The following is a 25,925-nucleotide window of genomic DNA, read 5'->3' on the forward strand; positions in this document are numbered from 1 at the left end:
AGCCTATCTTTTTGAGACTTTATTTCCACTAATACTCCGTTGTCTTGAACATCTAAAACGGTCAATTTCATTGGTTCTTAATTTGGCGTGTTTGGTAGCACGGCCTTGAACTCGTTTGCGCCACATTCGAAAACTACTAGGTTTCATTTCACGGCGCATCACCTCAATAGTTTCTTGTTCAGTAATACCGAATTGAAAAGTAATTGCTTCAAAAGGTGTACGATCCTCCCAAGCCATTTCAATAATACGGTCTAATTCTCTTTCTGTAAATTCTTTTATCATAGTCTTGTAAAGGTACTAAGTAGCTGTTATTTGACAGAATTGAGCGTTTAACTTTAAGTAATATTTAATAATTCTATTAGGTAGATGGATATGTTCATTAATAGAGTGTATAGTTTATAGATACGATATAATAATTAAATTTAGGTTAGCGAATTATAGTTCTATCCGGTAATTCTAAATGGGCTGTATCGATAAAAAAGAATTGAAATTACATTAAAACCGTTTTTAATTCATTTCTGTATTCTGACGGATTTTGCCCTGTAAATGCTTTAAACGATTTGTTGAAGTGCGAAAAGTTGTTAAATCCGCATTCGAAACAAACCTCAGTAATACTCATTGGTTTTTCTGCTAATAATTTAGAAGCGTGAACCAATCGATATTCATTAACAAATTGTATAAATGTCTTATTCGTTATTTTTTTGAAGTACCTACAGAACGATGGTATGGTCATACTTACCATAGAAGATATTTCTTCGAGAGTTAGTTCTTCTTTAAAATTATTCTTAACATGATTGAATACGATATTAATACGGTCATTATCCTTAACATCGGTAGTAAATGAAAACCCTTCTGCGTTTAACAAACGCATGTCTTCAGAATTACCTAGTTCGTTTAATATATTAAGTATAGATAGTAGTCTTTGAAAATCAGTCTGATATTCTAACACCTCTATTTTGTCTCCTATTTTTCGTTTTGTCTTACCAGAAAAGGCTATTCCACCGCTAGCACTATTAAATAAGCTTTCAATTTTCTTCATTTCTGGAAGTTTAAAGAAATCTGGTCCTAAGAAATCTAATTTCAACTGCACAACTGTTTCACTTGTATTGCCGGTAAGGGCATCGGTAAAACCGCAATGAGGAAGATTACTACCTATAAGTATAAGATCTCCATTAGTATAATAGGATACATGACTACCAATTTGCCGTTTACCAGAGCCACCATTAACGTAAACCAATTCTAATTCAGGGTGGTAGTGCCATAAATTGTTTTTGTTCAATTTATGCTCATCAAATTTTTGATATGTAAATGAATGACCAAAATCTGGCTCAATGGCTTCAAAAGTAGGTTTCTGTTTTACCATGCTATTTTATGTTTACTAGTATAAAATTAAATGATCCTTTATAGGATGGTCTCTGTAAAATTAACTAAAATGTGTGTAATCTTATCTTATGTGCTATTAAACTTGCATAAAGAGGTTAAAATAGCATATAAATAAGAAAAATTTGATGTAGTGAGGGCTAGATATCGACTGTATGTTTGCAGTATAAATTATCATTAACCCTTAAAATAATTTATTATGAAAAACCTAGTAAAATTCACAACAGTAGTAGCCTTTATGTTCGCTACAGTAGCAGGCATGGCAAGAGAGCCTAAATTGAATTTATTATCTGTGGGAAAAGCCAAAAGTGTGGTTTTAACTATGGATGCTTCTTCTAAAGGTGTACAGGTAATTTTAAAAGATGCAGACTTGAATGTTATATATTCTGAGAAAATGTCTGAAGGTCAATTTAGCAAAAAATTAAATCTTAAAGATTTGAATGATGGTGTCTATTACCTTTCAGCTGACGATAACTTCAAAAGCTATTCATATACTATTGTCTTAAGTAACAATACTATGAATGTTGTAGAAACTGCTGAAGACATTAAGCCTTTCTTTAGAAAGACTAGCAATATGATTTATTTGAACTACTTAAACTTGGATAAAGCAAAGTTGTCTATTAAAATATTTGATGCTGAAAGTAGAACAGTATTTACACAAGAAGTGACTGACGAAATGATTGTTGAAAAAGCATTCAATTTCGCAGATGCTTTCCCTGGTACATATACAGTAACGGTTAAGTCTGAAGGCAAAACGTATACTGAAGATTTTGTTGTTAATTAAGTTGATTTAAGTTGATTTCATTAAAAGGGGACGGGAGCGTCCCCTTTTTATTTGTTTAAATATTTAGGTAATAAAAAGCCCAGTACATAAGAACAAACTGCAAGGGTAGCCTTAATAAAAGTATCCATCTAGGAAAACCTGCACCAGCCTTTTTGCTTGACAACATATAAAAATGAACTAATAAGAAAACGGAAAGCATAGTTATGATTCCGTAAAGAGACATATCTTTTGTGAACCTAAAAAATAGCCCAACACCAAGTATTATTTCTACCAAACCACTTAAAAGTACTAATGGTTTGTGAAAAGGTAGGTACCGTGGCATAATTCTTAAATATACCTTTGGTTTTATAAAATGCATGATGCCTGCAATGATATACATTGCTCCCATCAAATATAAATGCCAAGGATAAGTCATATGTAGAAGTCGATAAATTATTTATTTAAGACTTTGTATTTGCATTAATCCAATTCATCATTTTATCTTCTAAAATAGCTAAGGGAACACAACCAGCTTCAAGAATTTTCTCATGAAATAGTTTTATGTCGAATTCCTTACCAAAATTAGCTTCTGCTTTAGCACGAAGCTCCAAAATTTTAAGTTGTCCTATTTTATATGATAATGCCTGACCTGGGTTTGCCATGTAGCGTTCAATTTCTGCGGTAATAGCAGCTTCTGATTCCGCCTCATTATCTAAAGAATATTGAATAGCTTTTTCCCTAGACCATCCTTTAGAATGTATTCCGGTATCTACAACCAAACGAACTGCTCTATGCATTTCTGCGCCTAGCATACCAAAGTTTTGATATGGGTCTTGGTATAGACCTAATTCTTTTCCCAAAGACTCGGTGTATAAAGCCCAACCTTCACCATAAGCACTATACCATAACGTTTTTCTGAATTGAGGTAAATCTTCGTTCTCTTGGGTCAATGAAATTTGAAAATGATGACCTGGAATAGCTTCATGCAAAAATAAATCTTCATCAGAATAGATGTTATATAACGATACATCTGGGATAGGAACATAAAAAATACCAGGTCGAGTACCATCTAAAGAACCAGGATTATATTCCGCACTTGCTGACGCTTCTCTAAAAGCTTCTGTACGTCTTACTTCAAATGGAGTTTTAGGCTGCTTACTGAATAAAGCATTTATTTTGGGTGTCATTTTTTTATAAATGTCATTGAAGTTGTCGATGACTTGTTGAGGGTCGGTAAAAGGCATCAATTCTTTTTTAGTACGAACCTCTTTAAAAAATTCTTTCAGATTGCCGGTGAAACCGACTTCCTTCTTGACTTTTTCCATTTCAGAACTGAGTCTGGCAACTTCATTTAATCCTATTTCATGAATCTCTGATGCGGTTAATGCCGTAGTGGTGTATAATTTTATTTGATGGGCATAATAGGCATCACCATTTGGTATGTCTTGTATTCCACTAGATTCACGACCAGCATTCATATATTCATTAGCCATGAAATCATGAAGCTCTTTATAAGTTGGTACAATTTTATTGGTAATAAGAGTGGTATAATTAGAAGTTAACCTTGCTTGATCGCTCTCAGTAAATTCACTTGGAAAATTATAAATGGGCGAGTAAAATAAATTCGATTGCAATTCTGCATCGACAACACTAGCCAGCTGAGGTAATACCTTTTTAATCAAAGATTTTGGCAACACATTTTTTGCCATAATGCCAGCTTCCATTTTTGACTTAGCAGACTTTAGCCATACCACGTAATCATCTAAACGTTCTAGCCAATTATCGTAATCCTCTACAGTTTTAAAAGGTTGTGCGCTACTTCCGCCAGCTAATTGGCCAATCATTAAATTCATAGACCACATTTGGTCAATGGGCGTATAGTTTTCAAATGCTAAACCTTCTAAGTTTATTTCACATTCCCATTTTAAAATGGCAAATGACATTTGCTCACTTTCTGAAAGTTTAGCTTTTTCAAATTTCTTCGATTTCGCTAAGTAAGTGATGTAGTAGTTTTTTAATTCTTTCTTATAGTCTGCAGAAAGAAAATTGGGTAAGGTGTCATTGTATCTATAATCGCCTTGAGAAGTAGCGTTTAAAGGGTTTAGTCTTAATCCGTCTTCGTGATAGTGTGCTAGTAATGTAATGAAACCAACATTATGCATAGTCGGGTTCGTAGTTATTTCTTTACTAATGTTTATTTGTGCTTCAGTATTTAGCCCAAAAATTAGAGTGCATACAATTAGTACTTTTTTCATTAAAATGTATTGTTATAAATTTAAGATAGGTATTTCTTGAATCTGTCTTTTTTATATTGCGGTACAGATTCATTGGTCATAAATAGGGTTAGAAGTTCTCGTGGTTTCTCTTTTAAAAACATCAATTCATAAAACTGTTGAACCGTAAGAGAATTTGAAGACCTCTCAGTTAAAACTAATGTGTCTCCTTTATTTACAGTGCCTTCTTCAAGTATTTTAACATACGTGCCTGGGTGATTATGATCGATAAATTCTTTGAGGATATTTTGAGTTCCGAAGCGTATTCCCAGCTTATAACATGGTTCTCGTGGTTGAGAAACTTGAACTAGGGCGCCTCCGATTTTGTAAATATCACCTACACGAATTTCAAATTCATCAAGGCCTTCAATGGTCAAGTTTTCTCCGAACATACCCCAATCCCATTTCAAGTCGGGGTATATACCTTTCCAATAGCTATAATAATCAGCAGAAAAAAGATAGCAAGCTTTGTTTGTTCCACCATGGTGAACACGGTCTATAATAGTATCATCTTTAACATCATTACGTCCTAAAAATAAGCCTTTAGGTGTTGGGTATTTGAAGATGCCAGTTTGCTCTGTTGTGCCGTTCCATTCAAAAGTTACGGGGTCTCCTATGTTAGTTGAAATTACCTTCATATGGTGAAGATAAAAAAAGCACAAATATTTATGGTAATATGATTAACCAATCTTTTAGCTCTAAAAAGGAATGGGTTGAATTTTTCCAAATCAATGGAATATTGTTTTAGTATTATGATTTAGTAATCTGTGTTTATCATTTTTCTATATTTACGTAGATGGCATTTTTAACATTTATACTTTTTACAGGTTTTGTTGCCTTTTATGCAACTTGGAAATTACGTAAAGATAAACTTAACACTCAAGATGGTTATTTTTTAGGAGGTAGGTCATTAACAGGTATCGTTATTGCAGGATCTCTATTGTTAACCAATATATCGACAGAGCATTTAGTGGGTATGAATGGTTCTGCTTATAAAAACGGTGCTATAATTATAGCTTGGGAAGTGACCTCTGCTTTAGCTTTAGTAATAGGCGCTTTATATTTTGCGCCTAAGTACTTGAAAATGGGATTGACTACAATACCTGAGTATTTAGAAAAACGTTTCGATGGATTAACCCGAACACTTGTAGCGTTATTATTAATTATATCTTTTGTTGCTACACTATTGCCAATAGTTCTTTATACAGGGGCCTTAAATATTGAGGCGATTTTTGAAATTTCCAGTTTATTAGAAGTTAGCCAAGAACAGGGCATATTTATTACCATTTTAATTGTGGGTATTTTAGGCGCGATATATGCCATATTTGGAGGGCTAAAAATGGTTGCTTATACTGATACAATAAATGGATTCGGACTTTTGGTAGCAGGTTTGTTAGTGCCGATTTTGGCATTGTTAAGTATAGGTGATGGTAATGTTTTTAGTGGATTTGAATTGGTATTTAATAATAGTCCAGAAAAGTTTAATGTCATTAGTAATGAAACGAGTGTTGGTGAAGGAGCCCGAACGGCAATTTTACCATTCGAGGTACTTTTTACAGGTTTAATGGTCAACCAAATTTATTTTTGGACCATGCATCAGTCAATTATACAACGAGTTTTGGGTGCGGTGAATTTAAAAGAAGCACAAAAGGGATTACTGTTTACAGGACTTTTAAAGATTTTAGTGCCGCTTATTATTGTTTTACCAGGGCTAATTGCATTTTATTATTTTGGAGAAACCCACTACGATAATCAAGATAGTATTTACCCATTATTGGTGAAGAAAGTTATGCCACTTTGGTTAACAGGTTTCTTTGTTGCAGTAATGATGGGTGCTATTTTAAGTACATTTAATAGTGCTCTAAATAGCGCAGCAACTGTTTTTAGTCTGGGCATATTCAAACGATATATAAATAAAAATATTAGCGAATTTAAATTGGTGAGAATAGGGAAACTGACATCAGCTATTCTTGCTGTTTTTGCGATTTCAATTGCACCATTTGTTGCCAATGCCCCAGCAGGGTTATATCAACTTTTGCAAGAATTGAATGGAATATTCTTTATTCCTATTGCGAGCGTAATTATAGCAGGGTTCTTATTTCCTAAGGTTACCGCAACCGGAGCTAAAATCGGGTTATTATTTGGATTGCTTTTTTACGTTATAGTGAATTTCGGATTTAAAGTAAATCTTCATTTTGTTCATATTTGGGGATTAGAATTTATTCTGAATATTATAGTCATGCATTTGGCTTCGTACTTTTTCTCAATAGAAGAGAAGTTTGAGATGAAGGATTCCGGAATATTAGATTTGAAACCTTGGAAATATGCTAAACCATTTAGCTTGTTCTTAGTTTTGTTTACAGTGGTTTTATATATTATTCTAGGGAATGTGTAAATTTATCTAACAATTAAATTCTACCTCATGGAAGAAAAAGTTTTCAGGAACTATAATGCACCAGATATATCTGTTGCGGTAAAGGAACACTATCGTAAGATGAGAAAAAATCAAACTTTAGATTATGTACACCATATGCATAATAAATATTTAAAGTTTGATAAGCCTATGGGGCTTTGGGAGGCCATGCGACATTTAAACAGTCTTATTGATGTTAGTGATCCAGATATTAATTTACCTAACATTCAGCATTTAATACAAAGTGCTGAAGCTATACGCGCAGATGGCAGACCCGATTGGATGCAATTGACAGGTTTGATTCATGATTTGGGAAAAGTAATGTTTTTAAAAGGTAGTGATGAAGATGGTACGAGCCAGGCTGAACAATGGGGTATGGTTGGCGATGTATTTATAGTAGGTTGTGCATTGCCAGACACATGTGTATTTCCTGAATTCAATAGTCTTAATAAAGACATGCAGAATGACCAGTATAATACACCAACAGGCATATATGAAAAGGGCTGTGGTATAGATAATGTAGATTTAGCTTGGGGCCATGATGAATATTTGTATCAGGTGTTAAACAATCATAAAACAAATACATTACCAGAAGAGGCTATGGTGATGATTAGATATCACTCTTTTTATCCATGGCATTCTGGTGGCAGTTATAAAGAACTTTTAAATGATAAAGATGCTGGATATTTAAAATTGATTAAAGATTTTAATAAATACGATTTATACACGAAAAGTCAAAAAGTGTATGATTTAGATGAGGTACTGGATTACTATCAGCCAATTGCTGAAAAGTATTTGGGTACTGAACCTATTTTTTGGTAATTGTACGAGCTTTTAGAAAACAAAAAAGCCACTACAAAATATGTAGTGGCTTTTTTAATAGTCAAGGAGATGATTATTTTACCATCTCGTAGCTCCGTTTTATAAACTCGGTCAAATCTTTACCTTTAAGTAAGCCTTTTGATAGTTTGGCTAAGTCAAGTGATTGATTGATTAATCGCTCTTTTTTCTTAGCTGTTTTTGTATTCAATATTTCACTGACCAACTCATTGTTAGTATTAACAATCAGGTTGTACATTTCTGGCATAGCACCCATGCCAAACATACCGCCACCGCCACCAGTCTGTTGCATCTCTTTCATACGACGCATAAATTCTGGTTCTGTAATGGTAAATGGTGATGCATCACTATCCATAGCTTCTAATTGTACTGTATAGCTGCTTTTTTCACCGATTACTTTTTCCAATTCAGTTTTTAAAGTTTCCTTTTCCTCATCAGACAATTTAGAAATTTGAGTCTCCTCTTTCTGAATCAGTTTATCGATATGATCAGCATCAACACGAGCAAAAGAAATATTTTCTTTAGAACTTTCTAATTTTTGTATCAAGTGACCAATAATAGGAGAGTCTAATAACAATACTTCGTATCCTTTAGCCTTAGCAGTTTCTATATAACTATGTTGAGCTTCTTTATCAGAAGCATAAAGAATAACTGTTTTACCGTCTTTATCAGTTTGTGTTGCTTTAATTTTTTCTTGTAATTCTTCAAAAGTGAAATAAGAATCATCTACCGTTGGGTAAAGAGCAAACTTATCTGCTTTTTCAAAGAACTTGTCTTCAGAAAGCATTCCGTACTCAATAACGATTTTAATATCGTTCCATTTTGCTTCAAATTCTTCTCTATTGTTTTTAAATAAAGAGTTTAATTTATCGGCTACTTTTCTAGTGATATAAGAAGATATTTTCTTTACGGCTCCATCGGCCTGTAAGTACGAACGAGAAACATTCAATGGAATATCTGGAGAATCGATAACACCACGTAACATGGTCAAAAATTCAGGTACAATTCCTTCAACATTATCCGTTACAAAAACCTGATTCTGATAAAGCTGAATTCTATCTTTTTGTTGATTTAAATCATTAGAAAGTTTTGGAAAGTAAAGTATACCTGTAAGATTAAAAGGGTAGTCTACATTCAAGTGAATATGGAACAAAGGCTCCTCGAACTGCATCGGGTAAAGCTCTCTGTAAAAACTTTTATAATCCTCTGATTTTAAATCTGCGGGTTGTTTTGTCCACGCCGGGTTAGGGTTGTTAATAATGTTATCAACCTCTACTGTTGGTGCAGGATCTTCTTTTTTGGCACCTTCTGGTTTCGGTAAGGTTTCCGTTTTCATTCCGAATTTAATAGGAATAGGCATAAACTTGTTATACTTACTTAACAAGCTTTTAATCTTTCCATCTTCTAAAAACTCGGTAGAATCATCTGCTATATGGAGTATAATCTCTGTACCGCGAGTATCTTTTTGAGCCTCTTCCATTACAAATTCAGGAGAACCATCGCAAGACCAATGTACCGCGGGCTCATCTTTATAACTTTTAGTTATAATTTCTACTTTATTAGCAACCATGAAAGCAGAATAGAAACCTAAACCGAAATGGCCAATAATACCTGAATCTTTGGCAGAATCCTCATATTTGTTCAAGAACTCTTCTGCTCCTGAAAAAGCAACTTCATTAATATACTTCTTAACCTCTTCTTCGGTCATACCTAAACCTTGGTCAATAATATGAAGCTTTTTTCCTTCTTTATCTATCTTAACCTCAATTAAAGGATTACCATAATCAACTTTAGCTTCGCCGATAGTGGTTAAATGTTTCATTTTTAAAGTTGCATCGGTAGCATTTGAAATTAATTCTCGAAGAAAAATTTCATGATCGCTGTATAAGAACTTTTTAATAAGTGGAAAAATGTTGTCTACCGACACATTAATTTTACCTGTTGCCATATGTTATATTTTTTTTGTCACTATCGTAGTGACTATTGTTGTGTATTATATTTTGGTTATGTGAAGTCAAAAAAAATACCACAATAGAAGATTATGACAAACTGACAGATATAAGAGCATATAAAGTTTAACAAATATTTTTGTTTATGAATAATATAAAAAAGTTAAACATAATGTATATTTGTAATGTGATTATGAAAAAGTGCTATGAAAAAGAATTTTACACATAATCACATGTTGATTATTTATTGGTTAGGTTGTTTAAAACGTGCTATTTTTTAATAGCACGTTTTTGCTAAACAAAAGCTAATGTTTCATAAAAACTTCTAACTATGAAATCCGCATCGTACCTTTTATAAAAACTATTAAATATGTCTGCAAAAGCAAAAAAAGTATCGAGAGAATCTATCGTGACAATGTTTATGGACTATGTTTTAGAGCATGAAGAAGTGCCAAAAACAGTTTATAAGTTTTGTAAGATAAACAGTATACAAGAATCTGATTTTTATTTATATTTTGGCTCAATAAGCACTTTGCAAAAAGGTATATGGACTACCTTTTTTGATAATGCTTCTAGTGTTATGATGAAGAATAAAGAGTATCAAGATTTTTCTAATCGCGATAAAATGTTGACGTTCTTCTATACCTTTTTTGAAGTACTTACTTTAAATAGAAGTTATGTTTTATTTTCAATGGAACAGTCTGGTAGCACTCTTAAGAATATGGAGCAACTTAAAGGTTTGAGGAAGGGTATAAAAGAGTTTTCAAAAGGTCTAATAGTAGCTGGTAATGAGAATAAAAATATAAAAATCACCAAGCATAATCCTCAGTTATTCTCAGAGGGAGCTTGGCTGCAATTTATGTTTTTATTGAATTTTTGGAAGTCAGATGATTCCGCAGGTTTTGAAAAGACAGATGTCGCTATAGAAAAATCTGTCAATACTATATTCGATGTGTTCGATAATACTCCCTTAGAAAACATTCTCGATTTCGGTAAATTTCTTTATAAGGAAACTTTTGCCTAATCTAACGAACCTACAATTTGAAAACACTTGATAGAATACCCACCGGAAAGATTGAACGAGCTAGTAAGCTTGTAAAAACAGGAGCTAAGATTGGGGGTAATTATGCTAAATATTTAGGCAAGAAAATTATTAATCCTGATACAACGAAAGACGAACTGAACGAGGATAATGCCACAGACATTTATGACGGATTAAAATCTCTCAAGGGTAGTGCTTTAAAAGTAGCGCAGATGTTGAGTATGGAAAAGAATCTGTTGCCAAATGCATATGTAGAAAAATTTTCTTTATCTCAGTTTTCTGTTCCTCCATTGTCAGCTCCTTTGGTTCGCAAAACTTTCAAAAAATACTTAGATAAATATCCAGAAGAAGTTTTTGATACATTCGAAAAAGATTCTATAAATGCAGCAAGTATAGGGCAGGTACATAAGGCAACTAAAGATGGAAAAACATTGGCGGTTAAAATTCAATACCCTGGTGTAGCACAAAGTATTAGTAGTGATTTGGCCATAGTAAAACCTATAGCGACTCGTATGTTCAACTTACGAGGTAAAGACTCTGAAAAGTATTTTAAAGAGGTAGAGAATAAACTTATAGAGGAAACTGATTATCTATTAGAAGTTGCTCAGAGTATAGAAATAACAAAGGCTTGTATTGGTATACCGAATATAAAATTTCCTCAGTACTACACAGATTTATCCAGTGAACGAATTATTACAATGGACTGGATGACAGGCAAGCATCTAAGTGAATTCACTAAAACAAATTTTTCACAGGAAACAGGTGATAAGTTAGGCCAGGCCTTATGGGATTTTTATATGTTTCAAATTCATGGTTTACGAAAAGTACATGCAGATCCTCATCCAGGTAATTTTTTAGTGAATGATGAGAATGAATTGATAGCCATCGATTTTGGTTGCATAAAAGAGGTTCCTGATTCATTTTATGTGCCATATTTTGAACTGGCAAAGACTGAGAGTATTTCCGATGATAAGATTTTTACCAATAAATTATATGAACTAGAAATTCTGATGGCTTCCGATTCGCCAGAGGAAGTTCTTTTTTTTAAATCACTTTTTTATCAGTTACTGAGTTTGTTCACTTCTCCGTTTCATAATGAGGGATTTGATTTTGGTGATGAGGTTTTTTGGAGTAAAATAGCAGATTTAGGAGAGCATTTTGTATCAGATAAGCAGATAAGAAAGATGAATGGTAACAGGGGTTCAAAGCATTTTCTTTATATGAATCGCACTTTTTTCGGCTTGTATAATTTACTTCATGATTTAAAGGCGAATATTAAAGTTAACAATTATAAGAAATACCTAGATTAATTGTTTTTGCCATTTTTCGAATTACTAGTGTTTGTTATATTTTTAAGGTTGATTATTAATTGTTGTTTATATTGCAACACTAATTCTACCTGAATTCCTTCAGGATAAAAATATTACTATGTATAACTCAAAAATAATTGGCTTAGGTCATTATGTTCCTGATAACGTAGTGACAAATGATGATTTGTCAAAAGTGATGGATACCAATGATGCCTGGATTCAAGAACGAACCGGTATTAAAGAAAGAAGGCATGTTGTAAGTGGTGATGGTGATACTACAACTACCATGGGTGTAAAGGCTGCAAAAATCGCCATTGAAAGAGCTGGTATAGATAAAGATGACATTGATTTTATCGTTTTTGCGACACTAAGTCCCGATTATTATTTTCCTGGGCCGGGTGTTTTGGTACAGCGAGATTTAGGTATAAAAACTGTTGGAGCTTTAGATGTTCGAAATCAATGTTCTGGTTTTGTGTATGCTATCTCTGTTGCGGATCAATATATTAAAACTGGTATGTATAAAAATATACTGGTAATTGGTTCTGAACTCCATTCTCATGGATTGGACATGACTACTAGAGGTAGAGGTGTATCTGTTATTTTTGGAGACGGTGCTGGTGCTGCAATTTTAAGCAGGGAGGAAGATAACTCTAAAGGAATTCTTTCTACCCATTTACATTCTGAAGGACAACATGCCGAAGAACTTTCATTGATTGCCCCAGGTATGGGTAAAAGATGGGTTAATGATATTATAGCAGATAATGACCCTAATGACGAATCTTACTATCCTTATATGAACGGTCAGTTTGTGTTTAAAAATGCAGTTGTGCGTTTTAGCGAGGTTATTATAGAAGGTTTAGAAAAGAACAAATTAAAATCTACAGATATAGATTTATTGGTGCCACATCAAGCAAATCTTAGAATTTCACAGTTTATTCAAAAGAAATTTCAACTTACCGATGATCAAGTATTCAACAATATCATGAAATATGGTAATACCACCGCTGCATCTATTCCTATTGCACTTACAGAAGCTTGGGAAGAAGGAAAAGTTAAAGATGGTGACCTTGTAGTTTTAGCTGCATTTGGTAGTGGTTTTACATGGGGTAGTGTAATTATACGATGGTAAATAAAGAACCCATGGCAAAACCATGGGTTCTATATAGTTTTACCTAACAAGAAAAAACCAACCATTCTTCTTTATTAAATATACCTATACAATATAATAGACGATTTTTTTTATCTATTGTTACTACTAGGGTGTAACTTATTTTAGTTAGTGTAGAAATTTGCTTTTACAAAAGTCATTAAAAATAGAAACCCGAACATTCCAAAATGAATTGGAAGCCGGGCTTCATAATGCTGATAGGCTATACTAAACACTAACCATTAACTATAAACATATAGCGTTACCAACAAAAAAAATTAATACTCAGAGAATATCTAACTTTACTAATAGACGAAATATTGCGCAATTAGTTACATATATGTAAGATTTTAACATTTTAATATGATGAAAAAGACCCTTGTTTTTGGAGCTTCCTTGAATCCAACTCGTTATAGCAATTTAGCAATAAGAAGACTGGTAGATTCTGGCATAGAAACCCAAGCCTACGGATTGGGGGAAGGTGAGGTTTCTGGAGTCAACATCAGTAATAATTTCAACGAAATTAATCATATTCATACAATTACGCTATATCTAAATCCAAAAAGGCAAAAAGAATATTTTAATGAGCTAATTTCTTTAGCCCCAAGTAGGGTAATATTTAACCCGGGTACTGAAAATCCCACATTTTATAGATTGTTAGAAAAGAACGGAATAGAAGTCAATGTGGCTTGTACCTTAGTGCTATTATCGACCGGTCAATATTGATTAAAATTCTAAGCAATATCGTTAATACTAGGTTCGGCAGGTTGTTTACGAATAAGCCAAAGCCCTATAAATGTAAGTAGTCCATTTAGGGGTAGTAGCTCATAACCAAATATATAACCTCCCAAATATTCAGTGGGTAGTTTAGCTAGAACAAGAATTATTGAAACACATATTAAGGCAACTATCCAAACATATTTATCTTTTACCTGGTGCTTTGTGAAAATACCAAAAGAGAATAAACCTAGTAACGGACCATAAGTGTAAGAAGCTACGGTAAGTAAACCATCAATTACATTTCTATCTAAAATATATTTGAAGGAGATAACTACCATAATCAGTAATACACTCATGCCAATATGTGTAATTCTCCTTATTTTCTTAGCTTCTTTTTGTGGTTTTTTCTCAGTATTGAGAAAATCTACACAAAATGATGTGGTTAGTGATGTTAGCGCACTATCAGCACTGCTGTAAGCTGCTGCTATTAAACCTAGCATGAAAGTTACAGCAACGGTAATACCCAAACCACTATTCAAGGCAATTTCAGGAAAAAGTAAATCAGATTTTGGCGAGCCATCCATGAGTGGTATTGCTATATTGTGTGTGTCCGCATAAATGAACAAAAGTGCACCTAGCAACATAAAAATAAAAGTGACTACGACGAGCACAATACTAAAGCTGACCATGTTCTTTTGAGCTTCCCCTAAATTTTTACATGTCAGATTTTTTTGCATCATATCTTGGTCTAGGCCAGTCATACAAATAGTAATAAACATTCCGCCTAAAAATGATTTTACCAAATGGTTTTTTGATGAAAAATCATCTGTAAAAATGGTTTTACTGTATTGTCCCAATTCTGGTGAATTTAAAAATTCAATGAAGGTCCAATCCATTTTATCTAATATGAAATAAATGGAAAGTCCTACAGATACTAGCATGAATAATGTTTGTAGCGTATCTGTCCAAACAATAGTTTTTATTCCACCTCTAAAGGTGTACACCCAAATAAGTAATATGGAAAGAATAACGGTTATTTCAAAAGGAACATTCCATGCATCAAAAACAAATTGTTGCAGTACAATAGCAACTAAAAATAAACGAAAGGCAGCACCTAAAACTCTTGATATAAAAAAGGATATGGCACCAACCTTATAGCTTACAAAGCCAAACCTATCATCTAAATATTCGTAAATAGAAGTAACGTTTTGTTTGTAGTAAATAGGAAGGAGAACAAATGCGGTAACCATATAGCCAAGAAAGTAACCAAACACCACTTGCATATAGCTAAATTGAGAAGCATCGACCCAGCCAGGTACTGAAATAAATGTTACACCAGAAAGTGATGCGCCTACCATGCCAAATGCAACTAAATACCAAGGAGATTGTTTTCCGGCCTTAAAAAAATCTTCATTAGAATCGTTTTTGCCAGTGAAATATGAAATAATCAAAAGCAAAACGAAATAGCCGGAAATCAAAAGTAGTATGTGTGAGGCGTTCATTGGTTATAATTTTGAGGGCAAATTACAAAAAGTTAAAGGAGGTATTGTGATAAGATGAAAAGGTTAGACTTAATTTGATAAATCTTTAATTTATAGCTAATAATGTATTCGAATTTTTCTAGTAGAATTATTTTTTGATACCTTTTCATGGTACAAATTCTAAAAGCCTAAATAATGAGTCGATTGAATAATTTTTCTGATAAAGTGATTGTGATGGTGTTGGTTTTTATTTTTAGCACGACCAATAATTTGTCTGGTCAAGATGCTTTGAAAACAGATAAGAAAATTGACAAGGAACTGACGAAACTATTGAAAGATAAAAGTATAAAGAGTGCTTTTGAGTATATAGACTCCATTGAGGAAGAAACGAATAAAAATTTAATAAAATTAACTGAGATTGCGGCTCCTCCTTTTTTAGAAGAGGAAAGAGCTAAGGCATTAGAGAAAATGTTTGTTGATGCAGGTATTGACAATGTTTCAATAGACGAAGTTGGTAATGTAGTTGCGTTAAAAAAAGGAACACAGGGCGGAAAAATAATAGCAATAGATGCTCATTTAGACACTGTTTTTCCAGAGGGCACAAATGTTAGTGTGCAGCAAAAAGGAGATACGTTATTCGCACCGGGAATAGGAGATGATACTAGAGGTTTAGCGATGCTACTAACTATTTTCAAAGCAATGAAAAATTCTAATATTGAGACCAAAGCAGATATTTGGTTCGTTGCAACAGTAGGTGAGGAAGGATTAGGAGATTTAAGAGGTGTTAAGCATCTTTTCAGAGATGGTGCGCCTAAAATAGATTCATGGATATCCATTGACGGTGGTGCTATAGGTAGGGTGAATAACGCTGGTTTGGGGTCTGTTAGGTATAAGGCTTTATTTACTGGTAAAGGCGGCCATTCTTGGGGTGCATTTGGTTTAGCCAATCCGCATCATGCTTTGGGTTATGCTATAAAGGAGTTTTCTGTCATTGCTAAAAAATATACGGACGAAGGACCTAAAACAAGTTTTAATATTGGAAGAATGGGCGGCGGAACTTCTGTAAACTCTATTCCTTTCGAATCTTGGATGGAAGTAGATATGAGGTCGGTCGATAAAGATAGGTTGATTGAAATTGATGGTATATTCAAAGCATCAATGCAAACTGCTTTAGAAGAGTACAATAGTTCTGGTATAGATGATAAGATTTTTCTAGAACTAATTAAAATTGGAGATAGGCCTTCAGGCGAATTATCGATTGACACACCTTTAGTACAAAGAGCTATTAGTGCTACAACGTTATTTGGTTCTACTCCAAGTCTTACTAGAGGTTCTACCAATAGTAATATTCCTATTTCATTAGGCATACCGGCAATAACTATCGGTAGAGGTGGTGTTGGTGGTGGTGCACATTCGTTAAATGAATGGTGGTTAAACGAGAATGGTGCAGAGGCCATTAAACTAGCCTTGCTTTTAACGGTGTCTGAAGCCGGTTATTAGATTAATAAAATACTAAATGAAGTAAAATAGGAATTACAAGCTATTTTAATGCGTTATCGGTATAGGATATCTGCCTAAATATAATAAAATACTTCTATATCTTAATAAGAATTTTGTGCAAGCGGTGCGGTATATTTTTCAACTTTAATCGTAAATTTATACCCAATAAAGCCTATGGATTTTTCATCGAAATTATTAGAGAATGCAGTGTATGAAGTGTCGCAATTACCAGGTATTGGTAAGCGAACGGCATTACGCTTAGTGTTACACTTACTTAAGCAGCCAGAACAGCGCACAGAAAATCTTTCGTCATCATTGGTTAGTTTGAGAAGTAAAATTCAGTTCTGTCAGAATTGTCATAATATTTCAGATACCAATATGTGTGAGATTTGCGCAAATCCTAAAAGAGATGATGCTTTGGTCTGTGTTGTTGAAGATATTAGAGATGTGATGGCAATTGAAAATACAGGCCAATTTAGAGGAAAATATCATGTGCTTGGGGGTAAAATTTCTCCTATGGAAGGCATTGGTCCACAAAATTTAAAAATTGGATCTCTCGTTGAGAAGGTAAAAAAAGGCGTAATAAAAGAATTAATTTTTGCGTTGAGTTCTACTATGGAAGGGGATACCACCAACTTCTATATTTTCAGACAAATTGAAGGTTTAGAGGTGAAGACGTCTACTATTGCGCGGGGTATTGCGGTAGGTGATGAATTGGAATATGCAGATGAGGTTACCTTAGGTAGAAGTATAGTGAATAGAGTGCCGTTTGAAGGTTCGCTAAGGCAAGATTAGTTTATGTAATTTCATTATAATATCAGCTAAAAGGTATTAATTTTATTATTTTTGCAAAAAATATATACAAAACAAGCTATAAATTATCGATATGTCAAAATTTGAATTGAAACTACCGCGTATGGGTGAGAGTGTTGCAGAAGCAACATTGACATCTTGGTTGAAAGAGGTAGGGGATACTATTGAGATGGATGAAGCCATTTTTGAAATTGCTACAGATAAAGTTGATAGTGAGGTGCCAAGTGAGGTAGATGGTGTTTTGATAGAGAAATGCTTTAATGTTGATGATGTTATAAAAGTTGGTCAAACTGTAGCGATTATTGAAATTGATGGCGATGTGAGTGTAGTCGCGAATACAACGGATGAAAAAGAAGTAGAGGAACCTGTACAAGAAGAAATGGTTTCTGCAGCTGAAGAGGCTGTTATAAAAGCAAAGTCAGATACTTCTTCCGCAGATTTGGTTATAGGAGATTCAGACCGATTCTATTCACCTTTAGTTAAGAATATTGCTAAGCAAGAAGGTATTTCCTTTGAAGCGCTAGAGACTATATCAGGTACTGGTAAAGACGGTAGGGTTACAAAAGATGATATTTTGAACTATGTAAAAAATGGCGCAAGTTCTAATCATGTAAAAGCAGCATCTGCTGAGCAGGTGAAACCAGCTGCAATTGCAGCTGATAGAACTTCTGAGCCTGCGCCTGTTAAAAGTAATGAGCCAGTGGTCGATAAGCCAAGAGTTCCGGTCTCTGGAGGCGATGAGGTGATTTCCATGACCAGAATGGGTAAGTTGATTGCCAAGCACATGACAGATAGTGTGTCGACATCTGCCCATGTTCAAAGTTTTATTGAGGTTGATGTAACTAATATTGTAAATTGGCGCAATAAGATGAAAGATGCTTTCTTTAAAAGAGAAGGTGAAAAACTAACTTTTACACCGATATTCATGGAGGCTGTTGCCAAGGCTCTAAAGAAATATCCAATGATGAATATCTCTGTTGATGGAGATACCGTTATTAAAAAGAAAAATATTAACATAGGCATGGCGGCCGCATTACCAGACGGTAATCTTATTGTTCCGGTTATTAAGAATGCAGACCAGTTAAATTTGGTAGGCATGGCGAAGGTTATAAATGACTTGGCTAACCGTTCTAGGAATAATGCTTTAAAGCCAGATGAAGTACAAGGTGGTACCTATACGGTTACCAACGTAGGTACTTTTGGTAGTGTATTCGGTACTCCAATTATTAATCAGCCACAGGTAGGTATATTAGCACTAGGTGCTATCAGAAAAATGCCTTCTGTGATTGAAACACCTGAAGGAGATTTTATTGGTATCCGTAGTAAAATGTACCTTTCTCATAGTTATGACCATAGAGTTGTAAATGGTGCATTGGGTAGTATGTTTGCTAAGACAATTGCAGATTACTTGGAAGCTTGGAATCCAAACCGTGAAATTTAATTAAAGTCGATATTTTAATAAGGTAGTAGTATTTGCTGCAGTTTAGAATACTGTTAACTTAATGATTTTTTTAATTAAATATTTCCTATGCTTCTTTGCTCTTATAATAAAATCATCTTTTTATTACTTTGTTTAATATCCATTATTTCAGTTCGTTCACAAGAATTGGGAAAAGAACCTGTGCGTCTTTTTACTGATTGTGATTGCGAAAAAAATTATATCCGTCAAGAAATTGGCTATGTAAATCACGTACGCGATCAATCTCAAGCAAATGTTCAATTATTTATTTACGATATAGCTAACGGTAGTGGTGGTAGAACCTATTCGTTAGACTTTAAAGGAATAGGTGTTTTTGAAAGCATTTTCGTGAAACTGGCTTACGAAACAACGGCAACCATGACTAGCGATGAAGTGAGGAAGGGTTTGGTGGAGAAAATTAAGTCAGGGTTGTTGAAATATATTCTAGAATCAAATATGGCTGAAAAAATCACCTATTCTATTAATACAGATGGCACGGGTGAAATCATGAATATTGAAATTGAAGATCCTTGGAACAACTGGCTCTTTGAAATATATGGTGAAGCGGAGTTAGACAAGGAAACAAGTAGAAAAGCTTTTGAATATGAACTTGGTTTTGAAAGTGATCGAGTAACTGAAAAATGGCGGATAAGGGTAGATTTGGAAATGAACGAGGCGAAAAGCGAGTTCAAACAAGATGGTGAAACTTTCACCAGCGAGCGTTTAAGGTATTCTGGAGATGCTAGTGTTGTGCGAAGTTTAACGGATCATTGGTCGGTTGGTGTCTTTGGTGGTGCAACGCATAATACATTTACTAATTTAAATTTTCGTGGCTACCTAAATCCGGCTTTAGAGTATAATATTTTTCCTTATCGAGAGGTACTGCGCCGTGAGCTTGTATTTGCCTATCGCATCGGGTATTTCTATAATGATTATATTGATACCACCGTATTTGGATTACAGGAAGAAGGGGTATTCAATCACTCGTTAGATGTGCAACTTCGATATAGGCAACCATGGGGAAATGTGTATAGTAGATTGCGAGGTTCTACGTTTTTGGAGGATTTCAATAAAAACAGGATAGAGTTGTTCAGTAGATTATCTGTTAGGGTCTTTAAGGGCTTGGCAGTTACTTTTTCCGGTAATTTTGAGGTAATACGTGATCAAATTAACCTGCCTGCAGGTGACGCATCTATTGAAGATGTGTTATTGCAGCAAAAGCAAATTGCTACAGATTATGAACTTGGTTTTCGGGTAGGTATAAGTTATACTTTTGGGTCTGCCTTTAATAATATAATTAATACCCGCTTATAAATCATCAAGTATACTTATCATCATAAGTGTACTTTTTAGAATAAATTTAAACAGAGGTGCACTATAGCGTTCATAGAACGAAAAGATATCTTTGTCAAAAGTTAGACTCGTATGGAATTAAAGCTTATCAGGCCTATTTGTTTTTTCGATTTAGAAACAACTGGTGTCAATGTCGCAAAGGATCGAATTGTTGAAATTGCAATACTAAAAATATTTCCAAATGGAAATAAGGAAAGTAAAACGTGGCTTGTAAATCCAGAAATGGTCATACCAGATGAGGTTATTGCAGTGCATGGTATAACGAATGAAAAGGTGGCAAATGAACCAACGTTCAAGCAACTTTCCAAAGAAATTTATCAGATAATTAAGGATGCTGATTTAGGCGGATTTAATTCTGACCGGTTTGATATTCCATTACTTGCAGAAGAATTATTACGTGCAGACATCGATTTTGATATGAAAAATACGGTATCGGTAGATGTGCAGACCATTTTTCATAAAATGGAAAAACGCACGTTAGGTGCAGCGTATAAATTCTATTGTGATAAAGAGTTGACCGATGCACATAGTGCTGCTGCGGATGCCAATGCAACCTATGAAGTGTTGCTTTCTCAATTGGATAGATATCCTGATTTGGAAAATAATATTAAAAAACTTTCTGAATTTTCAAGAAGAAAACAGTCGGTAGATTTTGCAGGATTTATCGCAATGGACGAAGATGGTGTAGAAGTGTTTTCTTTTGGCAAACATAAAGGGAGAAAAGTACATGATGTGCTTGAAAAAGAGCCTGGTTATTTTGGTTGGATGTTAAATGCAGATTTTCCATTGTATACCAAAAAAATCCTTACTCAAATTAAGTTGAGCAAACTCAACAATAAATTAAGTTGAATTTTATAATAGTGCGTAATGAAAATAATATGTATCGGCAGAAACTACACTGCCCATATTGCAGAGCTGAAAAATGAAAGACCAGAGGAACCTATCATTTTTATAAAACCCGATTCTGCAGTTTTACCAAAACAACAAGATTTTTATATCCCCGAGTTTTCTAATGATATTCATTATGAAGTTGAGGTTTTGGTGAAAATTAAAAAAGTTGGTAAGCATATTAGCGAGGAATTTGCATCTTCCTATTATGATGAAATCGGATTAGGAATCGATTTTACAGCTCGAGATTTACAATCGAAATTAAAAGAAAAAGGCTTGCCGTGGGAAAAGGCAAAGGGTTTTGATGGTGCGGCTGTAATAGGAGAGTGGCTGTCAAAAACACAATTTAAAAACCTTAATGACTTAAATTTCAAGTTAGTAAAGAATGATGAAGTTGTACAAAATGGTAATACAAGTTTAATGCTTTGGAAGATTGATGAGATTATAGCTTATGTTTCAACATTCTTTATGCTTAAAAAAGGAGATGTGATTTTTACGGGCACTCCTGCTGGTGTTGGGAAAATAAGTCCAAATGACTATCTTTCGGGTAGCTTGGAAAATATAGAGCTTTTTACCTTAAAAATTAGATAATGATTTATAACCTAGATAAGATTAATGAGATGGCAGAGGGAGATCAGGATTTTATAAATTCTGTAATATCTGTTTTTTTGGAAGAAGTTCCTGAAGATTTAGATTTATTAGAAAAGGCCCTAACTGCAAAAGACTATGGTCAAGTATATCAGTTGGCTCATAAAATAAAACCTAATGTTGATTTATTAGGTATGGAGCAAACACGTGCAATTGCCTTAGAATTGGAAACCTTAGGAAAAGAAGAAGGCAATATGGATGAAATGAAAAGAAGATTTCCATTGCTTAAAACCGATATTAATCAGGTTGTTGCAGAATTAAAAAAAGACTTTCATTTATAATGCTTGCAGAAATTATAACTATAGGTGATGAAATTCTCATCGGCCAAATAGTGGACACCAACTCCGTGTTTATAGCTAAAGAGCTTAATAAAATTGGAATTTCAGTTTATCAAATCACCTCTATTCAAGACGATAAGGCGCATATTTTAAATGCATTTAGCGATGCTGCAAAACGTGTTGATGTAGTTATTGTAACCGGCGGACTGGGTCCAACGAAAGACGATATTACTAAGCATACTTTTTGCGAGTTCTTTAATGATGAACTTGTGGAGAATGCTGCTGTTCTAGCACATGTAGAAGAGTTGTTTGCAAAATATATTTCTAGCACGTCAATATCTGATATCAATCGAAAGCAAGCTTTGGTGCCAAGTAGGGCAGAAGTGCTTCATAATGCCAATGGTACAGCTCCAGGCATGTGGATGCATCAAGATGGAGTGACATTTATTTCGTTGCCAGGTGTGCCTTTTGAAATGAAGCATTTAATGGTCAAATCTGTTATTCCTAAACTTGCTTCTTTTTATAAAAGACCACATATCATTCATAGAACTATTGTGACTTATGGTTTAGGCGAAAGTTCAATTGCAAACCGAATTGAATCATGGGAAAATAACCTTCCGCTTTCTATAAGATTGGCATATTTGCCTAATTTAGGGAAAGTTAGATTGCGTTTGTCAGGAAAAGGGCCTGACTACAGTGAGCTATTTGATTCGATTGAGGCTGAATGTGAAAAGCTTTATCCGTTAATAAGTGATATCATGTTTGGTTTAGAAGATGAGGAAACTATTGAAGAAGTTATTGCAAAATTACTTACAAAAAGAAATTTGACAGTAGCTACGGCCGAAAGCTTCACAGGCGGTAAGATTGCCGAAAGCATGACTTCGATACCAGGTGCTTCAAACTACTTTAAAGGTAGTGTAGTGAGCTATGCTACCGAAACTAAGGTGAATGTACTTAAGGTGCCTCAAGAAATTGTCGATAAGTATTCTGTAGTGAGTGCAGAAGTTGCAAGCGCAATGGCAAAAGGAGTGCGAAAACTGATGAAAACAGATTTTGCAATTGCGACAACGGGTAACGCTGGCCCAACAAAAGGAGATTCAAATGCGGACGTTGGAACTATATTTATTGCAATTGAAGGTCCTGAGATACATTTTGTGCAAGAATTTCAAATGGGAAGCACTCGAGAGCGCATTGTAGAAAAGGCTGTAAATAAGGTATTTGAGCTTCTTCAAAAAGAAATTTTAAAAATGTAAGGTTTATTGTTGTCTGAACGATAAAAATGATATAAATTTGCACCCTGTTTAAAAGAAAAAGTCAGCACGATGTCAAAAGTATGTGAAATTACGGGTAAGAAGGCGATGTTTGGAAACAACGTATCGTTTTCAATCAATAAGACGAGAAGAAGATTTGATGTTAATTTATCAAAGAAACGTTTTTACATTCCAGAAGAAGACCGTTGGATAACTCTTAAAGTATCTACAAGAGCTTTAAAAAGTATCAATAAAAAAGGTATATCTGCTGTTTTGAAAGAAGCAAAAGCAAAAGGATTAGTTATTAAGTAATCTGGAAAATAGAGCGTAAGATGGCAAAGAAAGGTAATAGAATACAAGTTATATTAGAATGCACAGAGCATAAAGAATCTGGTCAACCAGGTACTTCAAGATATATCACTACGAAGAATAAGAAGAACACTCCTGAGAGATTGGAAATTAAAAAATTCAATCCTATTCTTAAGAGAATGACCGTTCATAAAGAAATTAAATAGATTTTCGATTTAAGAAAATCACAAAAAAATATAAGTCATGGCTAAGAAGACCGTAGCAAGTTTACAGACAAGTTCTAAAAGATTGACAAAGGCTATAAAAATGGTTAAGTCACCAAAATCAGGTGCTTACGTTTTTGTTGAGCAAGTTATGCCACCAGAATTGGTTGATGCTTGGATTGCCAAGAAATAAGAAAACTAACTTTTAGTAGTTATTGAGCCCCTTTCCTACGAAAGGGGCTTTTTAATTTTTATATTTGAATAACCATAGTTTAAACAATGAGCTTATTTAAAAAAATATTTTCTCCACAGAAAAAAGAAACCTTAGATAAAGGTTTGGAAAAGACTAAAAACAACTTTTTTTCGAAGTTGGGAAAGGCAGTTGCCGGTAAGTCTAAAGTAGATGACGATGTACTTGATGATTTAGAAGAAGTTTTAGTTTCTTCTGATGTTGGCGTCGATACTACTTTGAAAATAATTACTAGAATTGAAGCTAGGGTTGCGCGAGATAAGTATGTAGGTACAGATGAACTCAATGGTATTTTACGGGAAGAGATTGCGGGTTTATTATCTGAAACTAACCAAAGTGAAAATTCAGGTTTAAATATACCAAGTGGCAAGAAACCATATGTAATTATGGTAGTTGGTGTAAATGGTGTGGGTAAGACAACAACGATAGGTAAGCTTGCTTATCAATATAAAAAACAAGGCTTAAAAGTTGTATTAGGTGCTGCCGATACTTTTCGGGCTGCAGCGATAGACCAATTACAGGTTTGGGCAAATCGGGTAGGTGTCCCAATTGTTAAACAACAAATGGGGAGTGACCCTGCTTCTGTGGCTTTTGATACACTAAGTTCTGCCATAACCCAAGATGCTGATGTTGTTATTATTGATACGGCTGGGCGGTTACATAATAAGGTTAATTTAATGAATGAGTTGACCAAGGTAAAGCGTGTAATGCAAAAAGTGATAGAAAATACACCTCACGAGGTATTATTGGTTCTTGATGGTTCTACAGGTCAGAATGCTTTTGAACAGGCAAAACAATTTACAAAGGCTACTGAGGTAACGGCTTTGGCGATTACCAAATTAGACGGCACTGCAAAAGGTGGTGTTGTTATCGGTATTTCGGACCAATTTAAAATACCGGTTAAGTACATTGGTGTGGGTGAGGGTATTGAAGATTTGCAAGTGTTTAATAAACATGAGTTTGTAGATTCTTTCTTTAAAATTTAAAATTGAGGCAGGTAGGTTTCATAATTTATTTTTTCGCATCTAGCTTTTGCTGGGCACAAATAAATCATCCGAAGGCAAGCCCATTTACTACATTAAAACAAGAATTCGGACTTTCAAAAATCACTGTAGAATATTCTAGGCCATCTGCGAAGGGCCGCGTATTATTTGGTGAGCAAGTAAATGGAAAGTCTGCACTAGTGCCCTACGGCCGTATATGGCGGGTAGGTGCCAATGAATCTACCAAAATAACATTCCTTTCTGATGTTGTAATTGATGGGCAAGACCTTCAAAAAGGTTGCTATGCTTTATATGCTTTTCCTGAAGAAGAGGAATGGCAAGTTATATTTCACAAAAACACGACACATTGGGGTGATGGTCGATTAGATTATAATTCTCAAGACGATGCTTTGAGGATAAAGATCATACCATTAAAAACGTTAGACTTTCAAGAGAATTTTTTGATTTCGTTTGATGAAATAACTCATAATGAAATTACCATGATTTTGAAGTGGGGTAATACGAAAGTGTCTATTCCTATTCAGATTGACACGGAGTCAATTATGCAGGCTCAGATTGAGAAAAAACTATTAAACTCACCTACTGCTCAAACGTACTACGAAATTGCAAGGTATTATCAAGAGTAGGGAATTCTGCAGGTTGAATCAATTGG

27 protein-coding genes are annotated in these 25,925 nt (G+C 34.2%); 20 read left to right on the forward strand and 7 right to left on the reverse strand.

Translation table 11 applies throughout. The features are described from left to right. Positions 1–3 precede the first annotated feature (3 nt). Positions 4–282 carry a TIGR03643 family protein gene (locus tag B5X55_RS10260; RefSeq protein ID WP_079512543.1) on the reverse strand — a complete coding sequence of 93 codons (279 nt, stop codon included), beginning with the start codon at positions 280–282 and terminating at the stop codon, positions 4–6. Between the two features lie 208 nt (positions 283–490). Beyond that, on the reverse strand, positions 491–1,363 hold the full coding sequence (locus B5X55_RS10265; protein ID WP_079512544.1) for an AraC family transcriptional regulator: 873 nt from the start codon (positions 1,361–1,363) through the stop codon (positions 491–493). 216 nt (positions 1,364–1,579) lie between these two features. Between B5X55_RS10265 and B5X55_RS10270 the strand changes: the two genes are divergently transcribed. Continuing rightward, complete coding sequence (locus B5X55_RS10270) at positions 1,580–2,164, forward strand: T9SS type A sorting domain-containing protein (protein WP_079512545.1); 585 nt, start codon at positions 1,580–1,582, stop codon at positions 2,162–2,164. Positions 2,165–2,219: 55 nt separating this feature from the next. Here B5X55_RS10270 and B5X55_RS10275 read toward each other — a convergent pair whose 3' ends face one another. Genes B5X55_RS10275 through B5X55_RS10285 form a run of 3 tightly spaced genes read right to left on the reverse strand, consistent with a single transcriptional unit; the run spans position 2,220 to position 5,054 of the window. Next, positions 2,220–2,579 (reverse strand): DoxX family protein, encoded by a 360-nt coding sequence (locus B5X55_RS10275; RefSeq protein ID WP_079512546.1) that lies wholly within the window; start codon positions 2,577–2,579, stop codon positions 2,220–2,222. 25 nt (positions 2,580–2,604) lie between these two features. Beyond that, on the reverse strand, positions 2,605–4,398 hold the full coding sequence (locus B5X55_RS10280; protein ID WP_079512547.1) for a DUF885 domain-containing protein: 1,794 nt from the start codon (positions 4,396–4,398) through the stop codon (positions 2,605–2,607). A gap of 20 nt (positions 4,399–4,418) precedes the next feature. Further along, positions 4,419–5,054 carry an MOSC domain-containing protein gene (locus B5X55_RS10285; RefSeq protein ID WP_079512548.1) on the reverse strand — a complete coding sequence of 212 codons (636 nt, stop codon included), beginning with the start codon at positions 5,052–5,054 and terminating at the stop codon, positions 4,419–4,421. A 158-nt stretch (positions 5,055–5,212) separates the two neighbouring features. On the opposite strand from B5X55_RS10285, the gene B5X55_RS10290 reads away from it, so the two are divergent. Together B5X55_RS10290 and B5X55_RS10295 are read left to right on the forward strand one after the other, a co-directional pair. After that, on the forward strand, positions 5,213–6,811 hold the full coding sequence (locus B5X55_RS10290; RefSeq protein ID WP_079512549.1) for a solute:sodium symporter family transporter: 1,599 nt from the start codon (positions 5,213–5,215) through the stop codon (positions 6,809–6,811). A gap of 27 nt (positions 6,812–6,838) precedes the next feature. Continuing rightward, positions 6,839–7,651 carry an inositol oxygenase family protein gene (locus tag B5X55_RS10295; protein WP_079512550.1) on the forward strand — a complete coding sequence of 271 codons (813 nt, stop codon included), beginning with the start codon at positions 6,839–6,841 and terminating at the stop codon, positions 7,649–7,651. Positions 7,652–7,724: 73 nt separating this feature from the next. Here the strand turns inward: B5X55_RS10295 and htpG are convergent, their stop codons facing one another. Then, the gene (htpG, locus tag B5X55_RS10300; RefSeq protein ID WP_079512551.1) at positions 7,725–9,617 is read right to left on the reverse strand and encodes a molecular chaperone HtpG; all 1,893 of its coding nucleotides are present in this window, start codon (positions 9,615–9,617) and stop codon (positions 7,725–7,727) included. A 371-nt stretch (positions 9,618–9,988) separates the two neighbouring features. On the opposite strand from htpG, the gene B5X55_RS10305 reads away from it, so the two are divergent. From B5X55_RS10305 to B5X55_RS10320, 4 genes are all read left to right on the forward strand, one after another. Then, on the forward strand, positions 9,989–10,642 hold the full coding sequence (locus tag B5X55_RS10305) for a TetR family transcriptional regulator C-terminal domain-containing protein (protein ID WP_079512552.1): 654 nt from the start codon (positions 9,989–9,991) through the stop codon (positions 10,640–10,642). A 17-nt stretch (positions 10,643–10,659) separates the two neighbouring features. Then, positions 10,660–11,970, forward strand: coding sequence for an ABC1 kinase family protein (locus tag B5X55_RS10310; protein WP_079512553.1), 1,311 nt, complete (start codon positions 10,660–10,662; stop codon positions 11,968–11,970). A gap of 118 nt (positions 11,971–12,088) precedes the next feature. Then, complete coding sequence (locus B5X55_RS10315) at positions 12,089–13,099, forward strand: 3-oxoacyl-ACP synthase III family protein (RefSeq protein ID WP_079512554.1); 1,011 nt, start codon at positions 12,089–12,091, stop codon at positions 13,097–13,099. Between the two features lie 384 nt (positions 13,100–13,483). Next, on the forward strand, positions 13,484–13,843 hold the full coding sequence (locus tag B5X55_RS10320) for a CoA-binding protein (RefSeq protein WP_079512555.1): 360 nt from the start codon (positions 13,484–13,486) through the stop codon (positions 13,841–13,843). 8 nt (positions 13,844–13,851) lie between these two features. On the opposite strand, the gene B5X55_RS10325 is transcribed toward B5X55_RS10320, so the two are convergent. Further along, positions 13,852–15,339, reverse strand: coding sequence for a sodium:solute symporter (locus B5X55_RS10325; protein ID WP_079512556.1), 1,488 nt, complete (start codon positions 15,337–15,339; stop codon positions 13,852–13,854). A gap of 174 nt (positions 15,340–15,513) precedes the next feature. Here B5X55_RS10325 and B5X55_RS10330 point away from each other — a divergent pair, with 174 nt between their 5' ends. The 13 genes from B5X55_RS10330 to B5X55_RS10390 all read left to right on the forward strand — a co-directional run bounded on the left by B5X55_RS10330 (position 15,514) and on the right by B5X55_RS10390 (position 25,899). Then, positions 15,514–16,818: a M20/M25/M40 family metallo-hydrolase gene (locus tag B5X55_RS10330; RefSeq protein WP_079512557.1), complete on the forward strand. Its 1,305-nt coding sequence runs from the start codon at positions 15,514–15,516 to the stop codon at positions 16,816–16,818. 174 nt (positions 16,819–16,992) lie between these two features. Next, complete coding sequence (recR, locus tag B5X55_RS10335; RefSeq protein WP_079512558.1) at positions 16,993–17,613, forward strand: recombination mediator RecR; 621 nt, start codon at positions 16,993–16,995, stop codon at positions 17,611–17,613. A 91-nt stretch (positions 17,614–17,704) separates the two neighbouring features. Beyond that, positions 17,705–19,072, forward strand: a complete 1,368-nt coding sequence (locus tag B5X55_RS10340; protein WP_079512559.1) for a dihydrolipoamide acetyltransferase family protein — start codon at positions 17,705–17,707, stop codon at positions 19,070–19,072. An 87-nt stretch (positions 19,073–19,159) separates the two neighbouring features. Then, the gene (locus B5X55_RS10345) at positions 19,160–20,404 is read left to right on the forward strand and encodes a DUF481 domain-containing protein (protein WP_079512560.1); all 1,245 of its coding nucleotides are present in this window, start codon (positions 19,160–19,162) and stop codon (positions 20,402–20,404) included. A gap of 111 nt (positions 20,405–20,515) precedes the next feature. Next, positions 20,516–21,292, forward strand: a complete 777-nt coding sequence (locus B5X55_RS10350) for a 3'-5' exonuclease (protein WP_079512561.1) — start codon at positions 20,516–20,518, stop codon at positions 21,290–21,292. An 18-nt stretch (positions 21,293–21,310) separates the two neighbouring features. Next, a complete protein-coding gene (locus B5X55_RS10355) occupies positions 21,311–21,922 on the forward strand; it encodes a fumarylacetoacetate hydrolase family protein (RefSeq protein ID WP_079512562.1) in 612 nt (203 codons plus the stop codon). Next, complete coding sequence (locus B5X55_RS10360) at positions 21,922–22,260, forward strand: Hpt domain-containing protein (protein WP_079512563.1); 339 nt, start codon at positions 21,922–21,924, stop codon at positions 22,258–22,260. Before B5X55_RS10355 ends, B5X55_RS10360 begins: the two co-directional genes overlap by 1 nt. Beyond that, entirely contained in the window at positions 22,260–23,510 is a 1,251-nt protein-coding gene (locus B5X55_RS10365) for a competence/damage-inducible protein A (protein WP_079512564.1), read from the forward strand. Before B5X55_RS10360 ends, B5X55_RS10365 begins: the two co-directional genes overlap by 1 nt. A 69-nt stretch (positions 23,511–23,579) precedes the next feature. Continuing rightward, complete coding sequence (gene rpmB, locus B5X55_RS10370; RefSeq protein ID WP_079512565.1) at positions 23,580–23,819, forward strand: 50S ribosomal protein L28; 240 nt, start codon at positions 23,580–23,582, stop codon at positions 23,817–23,819. 20 nt (positions 23,820–23,839) lie between these two features. After that, the gene (gene rpmG / locus B5X55_RS10375; RefSeq protein ID WP_058105695.1) at positions 23,840–24,022 is read left to right on the forward strand and encodes a 50S ribosomal protein L33; all 183 of its coding nucleotides are present in this window, start codon (positions 23,840–23,842) and stop codon (positions 24,020–24,022) included. A gap of 37 nt (positions 24,023–24,059) precedes the next feature. Beyond that, positions 24,060–24,212 carry a DUF4295 domain-containing protein gene (locus B5X55_RS10380; RefSeq protein ID WP_071340023.1) on the forward strand — a complete coding sequence of 51 codons (153 nt, stop codon included), beginning with the start codon at positions 24,060–24,062 and terminating at the stop codon, positions 24,210–24,212. A gap of 86 nt (positions 24,213–24,298) precedes the next feature. Further along, complete coding sequence (gene ftsY, locus B5X55_RS10385) at positions 24,299–25,255, forward strand: signal recognition particle-docking protein FtsY (RefSeq protein ID WP_079512566.1); 957 nt, start codon at positions 24,299–24,301, stop codon at positions 25,253–25,255. 2 nt (positions 25,256–25,257) lie between these two features. Further along, entirely contained in the window at positions 25,258–25,899 is a 642-nt protein-coding gene (locus tag B5X55_RS10390) for a DUF2911 domain-containing protein (RefSeq protein ID WP_234999713.1), read from the forward strand. The last annotated feature ends 26 nt before the right edge of the window (positions 25,900–25,925 follow it).

It is taken from the genome of Maribacter arcticus (genome assembly GCF_900167935.1).
Classification (GTDB): domain Bacteria; phylum Bacteroidota; class Bacteroidia; order Flavobacteriales; family Flavobacteriaceae; genus Maribacter; species Maribacter arcticus.